This is a genomic window from Pseudothauera nasutitermitis (assembly GCF_004801295.1).
Lineage (GTDB): Bacteria > Pseudomonadota > Gammaproteobacteria > Burkholderiales > Rhodocyclaceae > Pseudothauera > Pseudothauera nasutitermitis.
This window is the reverse complement of record NZ_SSOC01000001.1, coordinates 839,247-855,588: the sequence shown is the minus strand read 5'-3', so window position 1 is coordinate 855,588 and position 16,342 is coordinate 839,247. Positions and strand designations below refer to the sequence as shown.

General features: G+C 67.6%; 10 protein-coding genes. All 10 read right to left on the bottom strand.

What is annotated here, in order from left to right:
* A partial coding sequence (locus E6C76_RS04110; RefSeq protein ID WP_211090097.1) for a hypothetical protein occupies nt 1-476 on the bottom strand: 476 nt, incomplete at its 3' end.
* Complete coding sequence (locus tag E6C76_RS04105; protein ID WP_136346948.1) at nt 476-1,393, bottom strand: hypothetical protein; 918 nt, start codon at nt 1,391-1,393, stop codon at nt 476-478. The genes E6C76_RS04105 and E6C76_RS04110, both read right to left, overlap by 1 nt.
* Nucleotides 1,390-2,931: a hypothetical protein gene (locus tag E6C76_RS04100; protein ID WP_211090096.1), complete on the bottom strand. Its 1,542-nt coding sequence runs from the start codon at nt 2,929-2,931 to the stop codon at nt 1,390-1,392. The genes E6C76_RS04105 and E6C76_RS04100 overlap by 4 nt, the downstream gene beginning before the upstream one ends.
* Nucleotides 2,932-3,057: 126 nt before the next feature.
* Entirely contained in the window at nt 3,058-3,471 is a 414-nt protein-coding gene (locus tag E6C76_RS04095) for a hypothetical protein (protein ID WP_136346947.1), read from the bottom strand.
* Nucleotides 3,472-3,481: 10 nt separating this feature from the next.
* The gene (locus E6C76_RS04090) at nt 3,482-9,937 is read right to left on the bottom strand and encodes a hypothetical protein (RefSeq protein ID WP_136346946.1); all 6,456 of its coding nucleotides are present in this window, start codon (nt 9,935-9,937) and stop codon (nt 3,482-3,484) included.
* 13 nt (nt 9,938-9,950) lie between these two features.
* A complete protein-coding gene (locus tag E6C76_RS04085) occupies nt 9,951-14,762 on the bottom strand; it encodes a defense against restriction DarA-related protein (protein WP_136346945.1) in 4,812 nt (1,603 codons plus the stop codon).
* A gap of 51 nt (nt 14,763-14,813) precedes the next feature.
* Nucleotides 14,814-15,002, bottom strand: a complete 189-nt coding sequence (locus tag E6C76_RS04080) for a hypothetical protein (protein WP_136346944.1) — start codon at nt 15,000-15,002, stop codon at nt 14,814-14,816.
* Nucleotides 15,002-15,496 carry a defense against restriction DarA-related protein gene (locus E6C76_RS04075; RefSeq protein WP_136346943.1) on the bottom strand — a complete coding sequence of 165 codons (495 nt, stop codon included), beginning with the start codon at nt 15,494-15,496 and terminating at the stop codon, nt 15,002-15,004. Before E6C76_RS04075 ends, E6C76_RS04080 begins: the two co-directional genes overlap by 1 nt.
* A 77-nt stretch (nt 15,497-15,573) precedes the next feature.
* Entirely contained in the window at nt 15,574-15,861 is a 288-nt protein-coding gene (locus tag E6C76_RS22680) for a PAAR domain-containing protein (RefSeq protein WP_136346942.1), read from the bottom strand.
* Nucleotides 15,845-16,342: a hypothetical protein gene (locus tag E6C76_RS04065; RefSeq protein WP_136346941.1), complete on the bottom strand. Its 498-nt coding sequence runs from the start codon at nt 16,340-16,342 to the stop codon at nt 15,845-15,847. The genes E6C76_RS22680 and E6C76_RS04065 overlap by 17 nt, the downstream gene beginning before the upstream one ends.

The window sequence follows — 16,342 nt, the reverse complement described above, 5'->3', positions numbered from 1 at the left end:
GCCACGGCGCGGGTGACGGCGGCGGCGCTCTCGGTGTCGCGGCGGGCGGCAATGCCGCCGGCGCCGCCGGTCTGCGGCACGGCAGGCGCGCTCAGCAGCACCGGAATCTGGCGCTCGCGTCGCGCGGCCTGGGCCGGCTGCCCGGTCAGGGCTTGGCGGGCGGGGACGGCCTGCGGGTTCTGCGGTGCGCGCGAGGTGTCGGCGCCCTGGCGCGCGTCCCGCGCCATCGGCTGGGCCACCTCGTTGAACGCCTTGACCGTCGGGTCGGCTTCCTCCAGGCCGGCGCCCCGGCCGGGCGTCGCGGGCACGCTGGCGCGCGCCTCGGGCGCGGCCCGGTTCAGCGCGCTTTCGATGCCGAGTACCGCTTGGCGAATCGCGCGCACGTCGTCGCGGATGGCGGCCCAGTCGGCAACCGCCTTGCTCAGGTCGATGGGGTCGCCTACCAGGAACCCCTGTGCGTCATGTTTCAGCGCCATCAGGGCCTCATGAAGGTGTCGAGCTGCGAGAACGTCATCTGCACCTCTTGCAAACCGTCCTCTCGGCGGGAAAGGCTCACGTCGAGATTGACCGGGCGGAACAGGCCGATGTCCTCGTATCCGCCCCGGTTGCTCTCTGCCGTGATGAACGAATGCACCACGCGGATGGTGATGGCGAAGCTGTCGGGCACGCCGACGGTGCCATCGCGCGGCGTGGCGGCGCCGTGGTGCGCGGCAAACCACTTCTTCAGGGAGCCGGCCTGGTCGTCCAGCGTCGTCATGCGCAGCTCGACCGGCTCCGCTCCCTGCACCGCGTCGATCACCGCGCCGCCGACGCGGTGCTTGTCCCCGGCGACGATGAAGGGCGCGTACTCGACCTCGGTGGCGAACAGGTTGAAGCGGTCGGGCATGTTCATGCCCCCGCCGCCCAGCCGGCTCGTCACCTCCAGCAGCCAGAGGTTTTTCTTGGCGAGGCGTTCGTCGCGCACCTGGTCGTAGATGCGCTTGGCCTCGCTCGGGCTGATGCCGCCCAGCAGCGGCGTGGCTGCGCCCCAGTACGCCACCTGCGAGGCGACGCCGCCACCGAAGCCGGGCAGCAGCTCGTTGAGCAGGCCGGAATCCAGCACGCGCAGGCCCGCCGAGTTCCAATCCCCGTTCATGAGATCGCCCACGGCGCCCGCGCCCACGTTGATCGCGCGCTGCGCCTGGATGGGGATGTGCTTGTTCACGGCGTTCATGCCGGCATTGACGGCCGCGCTCTTGCCCATGCCCACCACGGTCTGGGCCAGCTTGCCGCCGCCCAGGGCCTGGGTGGCCGAGTCCGTCACGCCGCCCAGGGCCGCATTCAGCCCCGAGCGGATGGAACCCAGCAGCCCGCTACTTGACAGGCTTTCGGCGATGTTGTTGTAGAGGCTCATACGCGATCCAGCCCGCCGCCGTTTCCACCACCGCCGAAGCCACCACCGCCACCGAAGCCGCCGCTATCGTCCTGCGGCTTGGCATCGACGATGGCCGCGTACAGCTTCGCCTGGTCTTCGTCCAGCATCATCGTCTTGACGAGGAACTCGGTCATGATGTCCTTGCTGGCGCCCATCTCCTTGAGCATTTGCATGGCCTGCACCAGCAGCATCCCGCCGTTCATCGAATCGGCGCGCGTGCGCTGCTTCTCCGCCTCCAGGGCGGAAATCGACCCGAAGAAGTTGATTTCCCAGGGGCGCTCCTTGACGTTGAACACGATGCCGTAGCGGCGGTAGGTGTGGATGTCGATGACGTGGTTGAAGAACTCGGCCAGGGCCACGCGGATGACGCGCGCGCGCTCGGCGGCCTGCGCCGACACGCGGAAGAACCCGCCTTCGCCCAGGCCGCCCGAGAGCTGATCGGCGAAACCCAGCATGGAAAGATCAACGCCCAGCGCGCCGGACAGCAGCCGGGCGTGCAGCAGCACGTCCTCAATGCTGATGGTCGCGGCCCGGCCGGTCTGGCCGCCGTTGCCGGGGCCGATGTTGGTCAGTTGCTTCTCGTTGAAGACCGGGATGATGTGCCGGATGCGCTCCATGATCGGGCGCCCGCGCTTGACGGCCTGTTCGGCGTAGGTCTTCGACGCCAGCAGCATCCCCTTGACCGACTCGACGAACCGCTCCTGCTGTTCCAGCGTCATCGACTCCAGATTGACGGCCACCATCTGCTCGTCGATGGAGTCCATCCACCGCTGGCCCACCAGGCCCAGCAGCGAGGCGGTCAGGTTGTCGTAGGGTTCCTCTGCGTTGTAGAGCAGCGAACCGCCCACCATGCTGGGCATGATCGGCAGGTTGTCGATGTCGTTTTCGGTGATCGCACCCTTCAAGGACTTCTCGACCACGCCGAACTGCGGAATCCATTGCGTGCGCGGCATCTTCAGCCGGGCGAGCTGCGACACGTCCAGGCGCTCGAAGTTGCGCTCCCCGAGGGAGACGGCAAACCCGATCGTGCGGCTGCCGCGCTCGAAGGGCTGCACCAGTTGCGGGCGCACCATCTCGTCGGAGTGAAGATCGACCACGCCGCGCGCGTCGGTGTAGATACGCGCGTAGGAGTCGCCGTAGGCGGCGCCGGTGTAGGCCATCTGGAACGCCACGCGGTTGAACAGCGGCGCCAGGTCGGAGCCGATTTCATCGGCGATGGCCGCGAGGCGCTTGTCCTTCTTCGCCTCGGCCGTTTTTTCAACGAACACCAGGTCGCCGCTGGTTTCGTGTCCGCCCAGAGCCGAAGTCACCAGAAGCTGGAGCGCGCTGGAGATGATCGGGTCGCCCTCCATCCGCATCCACTTCTCGTAGATGATCTGGCGCGAGCGCGCGCCCCGGCTGCCGGAACCCAGCAGCGAAGCAACGGTCGTGGTGCCGGCACCGTACAGGTAGGTGTCGGACTGGTCGATTTCCTTGACCGGCGCGACGTGCGTGGAAGCCCATCGCTTGCGGGACAAGCCGAATCGGGCCAGGAAGCCTGGCTTGGTCGGAGCGGGGATGTTGGGAGTGTCGGCCATACGGGAAGGGTAGGCTTCCCGATATGGCCCCCTCTGGGCAGTTTTCCGCTATGGGGCGCGCCCGCGCTACGCGGCCGGAAACTCCATGTCAGCGTCGTACAGCACCCAGAAGTCCGGGCTGGCCGCGTCCAGCAGGAACTGGTTGGTGTAGATCATGTTCGCCTTCAGGTACGCCGTGCGGAACTCGTCGGCCATGATGAGGGTTTCCACGTCGCCCTCGCCCCGGTACGCCTTCTTCACCAGCGGGTCGGTCTGGCTGCCCAGGCTGTATCCGCCGGCGATCATGGCGTCCTTCAGCGCCCACCAGTACGGGCCGTAGTCGCGGTAGCGGCGCGGGTCTTTGCCCAGCCGCTCGGCCACCACGCCCAGGCCGAAGGCCAGCAGGTTCGAGAACCCCCGGTTGGCGCGCAGCGCGGCCGCGCGCTCGGACACCAGGGCCTTGATGGCGTCCTTGTCGAACTTGTATTCGGTGTAGGCCATGTTTCCTTCCTTACAGGGAGCGGGTCGCGGCGGTCAGTTCGAGCTGATCGCCCGCTTGGGGGTAGTTGGCGATGAGGTAGTCCCAGGTGGAACGGTACACGTTCCACGCCAGGGCATCCCCGTCCCATTTGTATTTGCCGAAGCCAGCCATGTTCGCGCACCGCTTGATGGTTTCCTTCCACACCTTGGTGTTGCCCCGGATACCCACCACATCGGACGGCGAAGGCCCGGCCGGCCGGTCATCACCGGCCACGGCCTGGCGCACGGCGGCGGAGATGGCCGCCTTGAAGCCATACGGCAGGTAGTCGCTCGCCGGGTCTTTGTCCTGCCAATCGAACCACGGCGCGGCCGCGCGCATGAACGCGGAAGCCTGTTCCATCACATCCGGCTCAGTGCTGCCGGTCAGCGCAGCCTTCAGGTCGTCCAGCGAGACGGTCTTTTCGATCTGCTTCTGCACCCAGAGGTCGAAGTCGTCGAGGTCGGCCACGGTCAGCTTCAGGCCGTTGGCCGTGGCGAACTCTCGCAGGGCGTCATGCCGAGCGGTGGAATCCTCGTTGCTGGCGCGGCGCGTCACCGGCGTGTCGCTGGGCACCACGAACTTCCCGTCGTCGAACGACCGGATGACGGCCTTCTGGGCGTCGAAGATGCGGCGCATCGCCTCGGACTTATCCGCGTCAGCAGGCGAGACGACGAAGGGGAAATACGGCTGCGGCAGCCGGTAATCGTGGGCGCTGTAGGCGGCCAGGGCCTCCACCTTGCGGCGCTGCGCCACCTCGGGCACCACCGTGTTGAAGCCGTTTTCGACCGTGCCGGCGGCGTTGATGGTGTCCTCGATCTGGGCCGCATCCGTCAGGCAGGCGTCGTAACCAGCCGTGCCCAGGTAGAACCACTCGCCAGCCATGACGGCGGCGGTGTTTGCGGCCAGCGGCGATCCGTCGAGGCTGCGGCCGAAGGCGCCGGGCCGGCCGCTTTCCAGCTTCAGCACGGCCAGGCCGCCAGGCACGCGCACGAAGGTGCCGTTGATGAGCGGCTTGCCGTTGTAGATGATGCCCTCGCCGCGCGCGATGGCGTCGGCCACGCCGGCCGGGTAGCCGCCGGACTCCCCCGCCTGGCGCGCGAACGCGGTCTTGGCCTCGTCGATCATGGACTGGGCCATATCCACCTCGGCCTGCCACTCATTGCCGATGGGGCCGCCCTCGATGACATGAAGTCCGAAGGACGGATACGACCGGCCCAGCAGCATGGATTCCAGGTCATCGTCCTTCTGCTTCTTGCCCCCGCGCACGGCCGCAAAGAAGCTGTCCAGGGTTGCCGGTTCCGAGGTGGAACCGCCGGCGCGCCATTCCGTGCGGAACAGGGTAGCGGACTGCTCGATCTGCCGGCGCAGGCCGCCGACGCTCGCCATCAGCTCGGCCAGCAGGCTTTCGTTCTTGGCGACGGCGGTGGCCGTGGCCTTCGGGTTGCTGATGCGGTCGCGCAGCTTCTCGGCCTGCTTCTCCAGGCCCCACAGGCCGATGATCTTGCGGATGACGAAACTGGCCGCCGTCTGGTTGTCGTTCAGGAAGGCGTTTTGCTTGCGAATCGTGTCCAGGTTAATCATCTGCCGGTCGCGGTTGCTTGACGCGCGCGAGGCGGCCTCCTTGGCGGCGATGGTTTCCTGCATCCGGCGCATGGCGTCGGCGTCGCCCACCACGTCGATCAGGGCTTCCATCTGCTCCTTGGACAGCCCGCCGGTGACGGCCACGCTGTCGGAGCCATTCACATCCATGACCTGCCCAATCCAATCGGCCTTCTTGTTCACCATCGCCCGTTTGCTGGTGTCGAAAGTGCCGTCGGCGTCGTAGTAGTAGAGGCTCACGCGCGCGGTCAGGTTGCCCTGGCGCACGCCGCGCCCGTTGCGCTGCTCCAGGCTGTCCGGCGTCCAGCCGATGGTCAGGTGGTGGATAGCCTGGGTTCCCTTCTGGAGGTTTATGCCCACCTCGGCCTTCTCGTTGGCGATGACGGTCTGGTACTTGTTGTCCTCGCCGGCACCGTTGAATCCGTCCTGCACGGACAGGATTTCGTCGGGCGTGTTGTTGGTGCGGCCGGTGATGATGGCGATGGCGGCCGCCGGCACGCCGGCGCGGCGCGTCAGCAGGCGCTTGATCTTGTTGTGCAGCGGCAGGATGTCGCAGAACACGATCTGCTTGACGATGGGCGAACGCTGGCCGCCGGCGTCGATGCCGCGCGGGCTGGCCTGCTCGTGCTGGAAGTTTTCGAGCATGGCCGCCAGCTTCGGCGGCACGGACACGTCCAGGTCAAGCCCCAGTTTCTCCGCGATGGCCTCGAACGCGCTCTGCACATCCGGGTCGATGGTGTCGATCACCACGCGGCCGCCGTCGATGGCCTTGGCGCGCACCTCGATCTTCAGCAGCTCGGTTTCGTTGCCGCCGGAGTCCTTCACTGTCTTGTGGCCGACAATGGCCTTCTCGTCCGTCATCGGGCCGGGCCGGGGCCGTTCCTCCACGAACTTCCGGGCGTTGAACTGCTCGATGGCCGCCTTGGCCTTGTCGGCCTGGCTCGGGAGGTAGCTGTAGAAGGTGGCGCGCTGGTCAAGTTCCGGGTCGGCGATCAGCAGCGTCATCTTGTTGATGAGGTTGAACGGGTGCCCGATGAGGTTCAGTTCCTCGCCGAAGTGCTGCGCCACCTGTGCGTAGGCGTCGGGGTCGCCCCGGTTCGGGGACTTCTCCGAAATCTCGTCGATGGCGTAGCGGAACGCGCTCTTGTAGAGCTTCAGGCGCTCCACCACGTCGGTCGGCAGCGTCACCGGCGCGGCCTTTTCCTCGCGGTCGGGCACCACGATCTGTTCGCCCACGTCCTCGGCGCTCTTGATCGTCGCCACCTCGCCGATGGCCTTGCGCAGCACGCCGACGTTGTTCAGGCCCACGAAGACATCCGTGGTGCGCGCCACGCCGTCCATCGTCACGTCGTCCTGGTTCTCCTTGGCGCACATCATCTCCATGAAGTCGTCGGCGCCACGGATGCCCAGGCAAACGTCGTTCACGCGCTCGTGGCCGACGGCCAGCGACAGCATCGCGTAAATCTCCAGCGGGCTGTTGGTGATGGGCGTTGCGGTCAGCACCATCACGCCGTCCTTCAGGTCGGACTTGCCACGGATGAACCACGCCTTGGCCTGGGCGTCGATGCCGCGCCGCGAGGCCGGCGACAGGGACAGGAACTTGGCGCCCTTGAAATCCACCGTCTGGGCGGAGTTCTTGAAGACGTGGCCCTCGTCGAAGACGATGCTATCGACGCCCATATCCTCCAGGTACGGCGCGCCGCCGCGCTTGTCGGACAGCACCGACAGCAGGCCAGCCTGCTTGCTCTTGGCCCGCTCGTCTTCCTTCTTGTCCATGCTCTCGGCAAAGCTGGCGTCAGCCTGGCGCATGAACGCCTCGTAGGCGCTGATGGTGTCGTCGCGCAGGCGGATGCGCTCGAAGGCTTCCAGCGTCATGAAGACCTTGCTGTGCCGGTTCTCCATGACGGCCGTGAGGTCGGCGTCGAAGTTGCTGGAGCTGATGGTGGCCTTGCCGTCCTTGCCCACGCGCAGGCCAACGAACAGGCAGTCGTCGGTGCTCGCGTAGGCGCGGGATGCCTCCTTGCGCCAGTTCGACAGCACCGAGTTGGGCACCACGAAGAAGGTCTTGGACTTGACGCCGATGCTCTGGGCGTACTGGGTGGCCGCCAGGGCCGTGAAGGTCTTGCCCAGGCCCACGCCGAAGCCATTGATGCCGCCGAACTCGCGGCTGGTCTTGCGCACGTAGGAGTTCTGATAGCCGTGCAGCGTCAGCCCGTCGTTCATGCCGGGGATGGGCATGGGCGCCTCGTCCTCGACCTGGCGGAAGCGCAGCTTCTCGGGGTCGGCCGCCACGGCCTCCAGGCGCGCCACGATGGGGCGGTTGCCGCGCACCCAGCCATTGAACTGCTCGTTGGCGGTATTCACCATCCGGCGCAGCTCTTGCAGGGCCTTGGCGTCGTCCATGCCCAGCTTCACCCCGCCCAGGGTGATTGTGCCGTTCTTCAGGTAGTCGCCGATGCGGTTCAGCAGCTTCTCGCGGTCGGTCAGGCTGCTGCCCGGCACGTCGATGTCCACGCGCTTCTCGCCCGTGCGCTCGTCGTAGATGACGGCGGCGGACGGATGGACGAAGCGGCGCAGGAACTCGGCCTTTTCCTCCAGGGTGACGTGCGGGCTGAACAGGTTGAAGGTCAGCTTCGACACATCCACCTTGTCGATGCGCGCGCCGGCGTCGAGTTTCTGGCGCAGCAGCTTGGCCCGGATGCCGTCGCTGGCCGCGCTGGCGATGTCGGCGTCCGCCCGCCGCAGGAACTCGGCGTAGTTGCCCACGTAGTAGTCGTCGGCGCGCGTGACGCTCTTGCCATCCGGCGACAGGCACCAGGCCGGGTCGGCGTAGGGGTCGAAGTCCTCGCCATAGATGCCCCTGGCGTCCTCCAGGCTCACCCATGCGGATTTCGTCTTGTAGCGCAGGCCCTCGAAACTGGCGTCGGCCGTGATTTCGACAGTCGGGGCCTGCTGCTGCACGTCGCCGCGCCAGACAGCGGAAAGCCCCGTCTTCTTCTGGTAGTGGTTGCCGATCAGCACCAGTCCATCACGCAGCTTGCCCCCGAGCGCCGCCGGCCGCTTCTTCGCCGTGGTGGAGACGCGCTGCATGGCGTCGGTGAGCGCCGGGTATTCCTCGGCGAAGTTCACGCCGGTTTCCTCGCCCAGGCGCTCGTTCAGCACCTGCGCGGCCGCCATGCCGACGATGCCGGCGTTCCAGAACTGGCCGCGCTCGCCGTCGTCCTTCAGGCGCCGGATTTCGGCCATTGCGCCGCGCAGCCAGTCGGGGATGTCCAGCGACTGGGAGGTTTCGATCATGTAATCGACGCACCGCTCCGCGTCCGCCCACTGGATGCGCCCCTCGAAGGCCGCGTAGGGCGTCGTCAGTCGGCCCACCAGCTCGGCCATGCTGGCGCTGTCCTCGCTGCGCGCCATCGGCACCCAGCGGCCTTCCTGCATTTGCAGGGTCTGGCCGGCCTGGGTAATGGTGTCGCCGTCTCGGTAGCTGATGGGCGTGGTTTCGACCGTGCCCAGCATGTCCCAATCCACGCGCGAGCCGGGGAACTTCTTCAGCATCCGCGCGATTTCGGCGATGGGCTGGCTGGTCGTCACGCGATCAACGTCGCGGAACTTGTTCGGGTCTTTCGGCACGAACTCGCCCAGGATGAACCGCTTGCCTTCGCCGTCGAAGTAGCGCCCTTCGATGAAGGGCTGCCATTGCACATTGGCGTCGATCAGGGCCTTGGGCGACTGCTCGCGCAGCTCGGCGATCTTGTCCAGCGCCTCCCGTCCATACTTGCGGAAGGCGATCACGTCGGTCATGGTGTCCGCGCTGGCCGTGCCGAACACGGAGTTCGGCAGGCGGTACGCGCCCAGGAACTCGGCCACGTAGCTGGCCTTCACGCGCAGTTCTTCCTCCTTGCCACCCTTGCCGGAGACGCAGCGCGGCGGCGTGATGAACACGGCCAGGCCGCCCGGTTTCAGCTTCTCCAGCGTGCGCAGGATGAAGTAGTTTTGCAGCGGCTCCTTCTGGTAGCGCCCGTCCAGCAGTTGGTTGCCACCGCGATCTGCGACACCGCCGAACGGCACGTTGGTGACGACGGCATCGTATTGCTCGTCGGGCGTGGCGGCGGCCACACGCTCGAAGGGCGCCACGGTGGCGGTGTAGCCGGGGCCGGCATTCACCAGGCCATTGATGCGGCCCGAAGTTTCGTTCAGCTCCACGGCGTCGATGGCGGCGTTCAGCGGCGCGGTGGCGCCGAAGATGCCGACGCCAGCGCACGGGTCGAGCACCTTCCCGCCGGCGAAGCCCAGCTCGGACATCAAGTCCCAGACACCCTCGGCGATGGGCTTGGGGGTGTAATACTCGTAGGCGCTGCCCTTCTTGCCGTCGGCCCCGATCAGCGCGCCGCCGGTGCCGGAATACTTCGCCAGCGCCAGCTTTTCCTCGGGGGTCAGCCGGGCCGGATCGACCTCGCCGGCGTCGATGCGCTTCAGCAGCGCCATCGCGGCGGCGTTGTCCTTCTTGCGCTGTGCCGGCTTGCGGTTCGGGTCGAACTCGTAATACTGCGCGGTCTGGTTGCGCGGGGCCGCCGGCTCGTCGTCGCCCGAGGGCGGCTCGGGCATCGTCGCCACCGGCACCGGGTTCGGGCTGGCCGCCGGCGGGGCCGCCTTCGGCTGCGAGGCAGCGCCCAGCGCGACGCGAATCTGGTTCGCGCGCGCCACCAGCTTCAGCCGCTTGACGGCAGCCAACGGGCCTTCGCCCGCGTCCTTCAGCCCGGCCTTGATGCGGGCCAGCTCGCCCACCAGCTTCAGGCGGGCGAGCGCGCCGCCGGCGGCCACGTCGTCGAGGGAGATACGGTTCTGCATGATCTTCCCTTTCTTACGCAAGGCTGGAGGTGGCGGCCATCATGGCGGCCTGGTAGGCGGCCACGGCCTGCTCGAACAGGGCCACCAGTTCGGCATCGCCCTGGTTGCGCGTGTAGGCGGCCTCCAGGTCGTCGGCCAGCTCGGGCGCCAGGATGTCGGCCACCGTGCCGTCGATGACGGACTGGAACAGGGCGCGGTCGGCGTCCTTCTGCGGGTCGGCTTGGCCGTCGCCGGCGCCGCGCTTGGCGGCCTCTGCATCCGCCAGGGCGATAGCTGCGCCAACATCGGCCGTCCGGCCAATCTCGGTCGCCGCTCCCGTGATGCCGCCACTGAAGCCCACGGTCAGGCGCACGATGAACCCGTCTTCAGTCACCCGGACGTTGAACTGGAGCTTCTTGTCGCCGGCCTGCACCGCGCGCACGTAGTCGTTGTTCAGCACGCGACGGAAGCCAGCCGCGATCAGCTCGGGCACGTCCGGCGGGGTATCGGGCGGCGCAGCCGTCGGCGCGGCGGACTGCGGCACCAGCGTGGTTTGCCCCTCCAGGCCAGCAAGAACGGCCTCCACCAGCGGCTCGCCAAGCTGGGCCTCGACCTTCGCGCGCAACTCGTCGGACAGGATGACCTCATCGCCATCCACGGGGAACATGAAGTAAGGCAGGCCGCCCTTGACGTTCAGCCGCGCCAGTTCGCGCGACTGCACGGCAGCCAGGGCAGCGGCTACCAGGTCGGCATCGTCGCCACCGGCACCGGGTTCGGGCTGGCCGCCGGCGGGGCCGCCTTCGGCTGCCGCCGCCTCGGTTTGCGCCTTGACGGCATCGGCGATGGACTGGCCGTCGGCGGCCGTGGTCGCGGTGGAGACGTTCGGGTTAATCATGACGTGCTCGCTTCCGACATTCACCCAGCCGTGGGGCGAAATCTCGACCTTCAGGCTCTTGCCGCCGTAGGCGATGCTGGTGTTGATGACCAGGTTTGCATCCACCTCGGCGTCCTGCACGGCCACCCCGAGAAGCGAGGCGGCCTGCTTCACAGCCAGATACCCGGCGTCGCGCTTGTAGATTCCGGGCGCGTCCGGGTCGCTGCCAGCGTAGGGAACGGCCGGCGCAGGCGCGGCGGCGTCGCGCATGGAGAACAGCGCATCGACCATGAGCACCGCGTCGTCGTCCGAATACATCGCCCGCGTGCCCGACGGGAACACCACGCGCTCGTCGCCGGTGGCGCCGACATACACCATCGCCTTGCCGTCGTCGGCAATGTCGATGCGGCCGATGGCCTCGCCGGCCAGCTTGATCGTGCCGACGTGCTCGGTGCCATCCAGGGACGGCACCGCATCCAGGGCCTGCTGCTGGCCCAGGAACGACCGCAGCGACGCCAGCAGAGCCTTGACGGGCGGTTCGTTGGCGCTGTCCAGCGCGACGGCCTCGGCCTCGAACGTGCCGCCGATGTCTTCCTCGCTGGGCGCGTAGTCGGCCTCGGTCAGCGTGGAAATGGCTTCGCGGATGCTCTTGGCCGTCTCCGTTTCGAGGTCGGCCTGCAAGATGTCGCCCTCGGCTCGGTTGATCGGGGCATTGTTCTCGACCACCGCCAGACTGGCCTCCAGCGAGGCAACAGCATGGCCGGCGTCGTCCAGAGCGGCCAGCGCCTTGCCCCATTCGACGGTCGCGCCGTGGCGCTTCGCCGCCTCATCCATCGCCTTCGCGGTGACGAAGGGCGAGTAGTCGGCCTTGTCCAGGGATTCGTGCAGCCACAGCTTGAAGCTGTCGGTCGCGCTCTCGAACTTGTAGGCCGCATCGACGGCCGCGATCTGCTCGGTGCCGCCCTGGGCTTCGGCGGCTTCGGGCTCGACCGCGCCCACCAGTTCCAGGGCCTGGCGCAGGCTGCCGAAGGCGATGGCAGACTTCAGGAAGTTGGTGAAGGTGCGGTTGTTCACGAACACCAGGTCAGTGCCCTTTTCCAGGCCATAGACCGTTGCCGCGCCGCGCTTGAATGAACCCACCGTGTCGTAACCTCCGGCCACCTGACCCAGCAGGTACTGCTGGCCGTCCGAAACGACCCCGGTGCCGTTGTTGCGCACGTTCATGGCCTTCAGGGCATCCCAGGACTCCTTGACTTTGCGCTCGCGCTCGCGCGCCAGCCAGGCCGCGTCCTTGGCGGCCTCCAGCTCGGCGCGCTTCTCCGGGGTGATGCCTGCCCACTCGTCGATCTGCCGGCCGCGCTCGCGCTGGGTCTTCGCCAGCTTCACGCCGGTGGCGCGCTCGAACACCTCCATGCTGGCCTTGTTGCTGTCGCTGCCTACGCCGGCCAGGATTTCGCGCAGGCCGTCGGCGTCCTTGGCCTCGACCTGCTGCGCGACACGGGCCACCCAGCCCTCGCCGCGCTGGCCGATGTCGATACCGTGCTTGCGGAACACGGCGCGCGCCACATCCGCCAGCGGGGCGCCCTCGGGCAGCGCCGCCAGCTCGGCCTTGCCGGCCTCGATCAGCTTTTCCTTGGCGACGGCCTGAATCTTGTCCGTGGCCGCGCGATAGGCGTCCATCGCGTCGCCCTGGGCCTTGAATCCGGGGCTGTCGGTGACGCTCGCCAGGCGGTCGTCCCAGGACTTGATGCCAATGGCCTCCAGGGCGTCGCGGGCCTTCACGATGGGGCGGTCGCTGTTCGCCGCATCGCGCAGCTTCTGCATTTCGGCGGCGGCGCTGGCCGTGTCGGTGATGCCCTCCCAGTTGATCGCAGCCACGGCGGCGTTGATCTGCGCCGCTTCCTCGCCCCACGACTTGAAATAGGCGTCGATCAGGGCCTGCTCGTCGGGTTGCGGCGGCGCCTCCAGCGCGGCCAGCAGCGCGTCGGCTTCCTCGGCCGTGGTCGGGCCGCTGGCGTCCTCGGCCACGGTGTAGCCGGCGTCGCGGATTTGCTGGATAACGGCCTCGGTGTGGGCTGCCAGAATCTTGCCGCCCTCGCTGCCCTGGGTGGCGTTCATGGTGCGCCACGCCTTTTCACCCTCCGGGGTGTTCGGCAGGAACGTGGTGAAAAGCCCGTCGGCGCTGCGGCGGTAGGTCAGGTCGGGCGCGTCGGCGGCAGGCGCAGCAGCCGGGGTCGGCTTCGCGTAGCCGTTGCTGGCTTGGCGCTCCGCCACCCACGCTTCGACGCGCTCGTTCAGCTCCCGCGCCACGTCGGCCGGCTCGCGGTCGCGGCCGTCGATGTCGAAAAGCTGGTCGTCGCCGAAGATCGCCGCAATGTACCGCTTGCGCTCGTCGAAGCGGTAGCCGGCATAAATCTTCCGCGTGCCGTCGGGAACCATCTGGCCGCCCAGCGGGCCGACACCAGGGAACGCCTTGACCACGCTGTCATGGCCCGCGCCTTCCCATCCGTAGGAATCGACCAGAGCCTTCAAGGTCTGCGCCGAATAGTGCGGCGCGGGCGGTTCCGCCGGCGTCACGCCGTTGGCGATGTCGCGCAGGCGCTGCGCCTCGGCAGATTGACGGTCGATCTGGGCGGCCAGGGCCTCCTTGGTCTGCCCGGTCTTGGGGTCGGTGCCGCCGTTCTCGGTGGCGCGCAGATAGGCGTCCTGCGACGTGCTGACCTGCTGCACTGCGTCGGCGTAGTCGCGGTTCTTCTTGTTCTGGGCGTCCTCGGCATCCACCTTCGCCACCTCCAGCTCATGCTGGGCGGCGGACAGTTCGGCCTCCAGGCCGGTGATTTCATCCTTCAGGGACTGGATGGCGCCCATCCGCTCGGCGCGCTTCGCGTTGAGCCGCTGGAAGGCCGGGCTGTTCTTCTCGGCCAGACGCATGATGCGGCGCGCGACTTCGCGCACGTTGAGGTCGGCGCCGCGCTCGGGCGCCACCACGATGGTGATGTCCTTCTTGTTGAGCAACCACTTCCACGAAATCACCTCGTCGGTGGGCGCCATCTTGCCGGGCGTCACGTCCGGGTTGTGGAAGAAGATGGAGACGGTCTGGCCGTCGGACAGCTCGAAGATGGCCGCCACGTTGGCGACGCCGCGCTGCTTGAACGGCTCCGTGATCTGCATGGCGACGGGCTTCACCTTGTCCCCGGTGCGCTCCATGACGCCGCGCAGCAGCTCCATCTTGCGCTCCAGCTTCGCATAGGGCGACACCAGCGCGTCGAAGGCCAGCAGGCCCTCGGCATCCTCGGTGATTTCCTGGGCCGTCACGGCATCCATCAGCAGGCCCTCGCCGGCGTCCGCGCAGCGGATTTCGTACAGGACGTGATCGAGGGTGTTGTCGTAGGGCAGCGCGTCGCTGTTCCACTGAACTTTTCGGGTCATGGTTTCCAGTCCTTCATGAGGGAGGTTGTCGGCGCGGAGCGGGCGGCGCAGGTCGCCGTTCTTGAGCCACCACTTGAGTTGAGAAATCGAGGCCGGCACCAGGCTGGCGAGGCCATTCCAGCCGCGCTCGTAGCTGTCCAGGTAGGCCCGGCGGGCCGTGTCCTCGTCGGGGAAGGCGAGCATTACCTTGTGCTCGTCGAAGCGGCCGCCCACGTTCTGATTGATGACGTAGGCCGTCTCGCTTTGCGGGTAGAAGCCGATGAAACAATCCACGGCGTCGTCGTCGGCGCCCTTCGTGCCGCTGATGTAGCCGTAGTGGGCTGCCATGCGGCTTGCCCACCGCTTGCCGGTCTTGGCGTCAATGCCCGTGCGATAGCTGCCTCGCGGCTGCTCGATGGCGATGGACAGGCCGTAGAGATTGGCCCGGCCCACCTTGTAGTTGCCGGCGATGCACTGCGCCTCGGTGGGTTCGGGAATCGTGTTGTTCCCGAAGGCCCCGCCGTGCGCGGCATTCTCGATGTGGAGAAACGTGGAATCGCTCATGCAGGGCATGGTATGGCCCGGCCTGGAGCGGAAATCGGGGCGTTTTCCGCCCTACTGGAGCGGCGCTTCGGCCTCTATCTCATCGGCCCACTCGCGGGCGATGCCGGCCGCCCCAACCATCTCGCGGCCATGTTGCGTCATGCGCCCGTCGAAGCCGCCGAAGTAGTCCATCGCCGCGCCCAGGGATTCCATGTCGGCGGCCACGGCGCGCAGGCGCGCGACGATTTCGGCAGGCGTCATCAGGCGGCCGCCGGTGCAGCGGTGCCCTTGATGGCCTCGATCTGGCTGCGCACCTCGGCGATGGTGGCCTTCAAGGCGTCGCGCTTCTCGGTGAGCACCTGTTCCATCTTCGGCGCGGCGGTGCGGATGCCCGCCGGCGGGCGCACCTGGGCGGCGGCCAGCAGCTTCTGGAAGCGGGAGCGGCCCGCATCCATCGCCTGCACGATTTCGGCGATGGCCTTCACATGGTCGTCCTGGTTCTTGATCGGGAGCACCTTGCCGTTGAGCAACACCTGGAAGATGTCGCCCGACTGCTTGATGCGCAGCACGACCTGCTGCGAGTCGGCGAAGGTCAGCGTCATTTCCCGGTAGGTGATGCCCGAAGACCGCTTCACCGCCGTGGGCACATCCTGCTGGACGACATTCGCGCCGGCGCGCGAGAAGTAGCGGGCGGCCTGCTTGGCCGCCTTGTCCTTGGCCGACAGGTCTTCAAAGCTGAAAAGCAGGTTCTTCATGGTGGCGTCTTTCCCAGGGCGATCTAACTGCCTGCATTGTGGAACCCGGCAGACGCGCGAGCGCGGCGGGTTTTCCGTCAGCCGCCGGCGAACACCGTACCCGAGCCACTGGCAACGGCGCTGCCGCACGCCACCGAGTCCCCGATGCGGCCGAGAGGCTTCCCATTCACGAACACAGTGCCCGAGCCTGCGGCCAGGGCCGAGTCGTGGCACGTCGGGCCGCAGCAATGGGACTGCCAGTGATCGCCCTGGCGGTGCGCGCCCAGACCATTCACGAACACGTCCTCGGAAGCCTGGTCGTTGGCCCGCGACGGGAAACAGCCGTGGCCCGTGCAGGTATCCCCGAATCTAGCGACGGCGGGCATTGACGGCCTCCTTGAGTGCGTCGCGGCCAGGGTCGAAGTTGGCCCAGACGCGCAGGATGAAGTCGGCGGTGAAATCCTGGGTCGCCCCGGTCAGGGCATCGGCGCAATGCGCCGTCACGCGCAGCGTCCAGTCTTTCGTGTTGGCCGGGTTCGGCACGAACCGGATTACCTCGTCGGCCTCGTCCGGCAGCTCGTCGAACGCCGCGCAATGCCCGGTGACACCCTTGATCTGGTACTCGATGTCCAGCGGCGGGAATACGCCGGCCAGAGCTTTCGGCGCCGACGCGGTGACGCCGGCGGCGTCGGCCTGGACGAGCAGGCCCGGCAGCGGCTCCGGCCCGACGACTTCGCAGCTATACCCCGTCACCGTCAGCAGCGCCTCGGCATCAGCGGCCGTGATCGGGCCTTCCGTCCAAACCTCATCGGCCTGCACGTCATGCCAGGGCACGGTAGCCGGGTCGGGCGTCCAGGTCAGGGGCAT

Coding starts and splice junctions, on each gene's coding strand:
- E6C76_RS04105 (WP_136346948.1), bottom strand. CDS start 1,393: ATGAGCCTCTACAACAACATCGCCGAAAGCCTGTCAAGTAGCGGGCTG.
- E6C76_RS04095 (WP_136346947.1), bottom strand. CDS start 3,471: ATGGCCTACACCGAATACAAGTTCGACAAGGACGCCATCAAGGCCCTG.
- E6C76_RS04090 (WP_136346946.1), bottom strand. CDS start 9,937: ATGCAGAACCGTATCTCCCTCGACGACGTGGCCGCCGGCGGCGCGCTC.
- E6C76_RS04085 (WP_136346945.1), bottom strand. CDS start 14,762: ATGAGCGATTCCACGTTTCTCCACATCGAGAATGCCGCGCACGGCGGG.
- E6C76_RS04080 (WP_136346944.1), bottom strand. CDS start 15,002: ATGACGCCTGCCGAAATCGTCGCGCGCCTGCGCGCCGTGGCCGCCGAC.
- E6C76_RS04075 (WP_136346943.1), bottom strand. CDS start 15,496: ATGAAGAACCTGCTTTTCAGCTTTGAAGACCTGTCGGCCAAGGACAAG.
- E6C76_RS22680 (WP_136346942.1), bottom strand. CDS start 15,861: ATGCCCGCCGTCGCTAGATTCGGGGATACCTGCACGGGCCACGGCTGT.
- E6C76_RS04065 (WP_136346941.1), bottom strand. CDS start 16,342: ATGCCCCTGACCTGGACGCCCGACCCGGCTACCGTGCCCTGGCATGAC.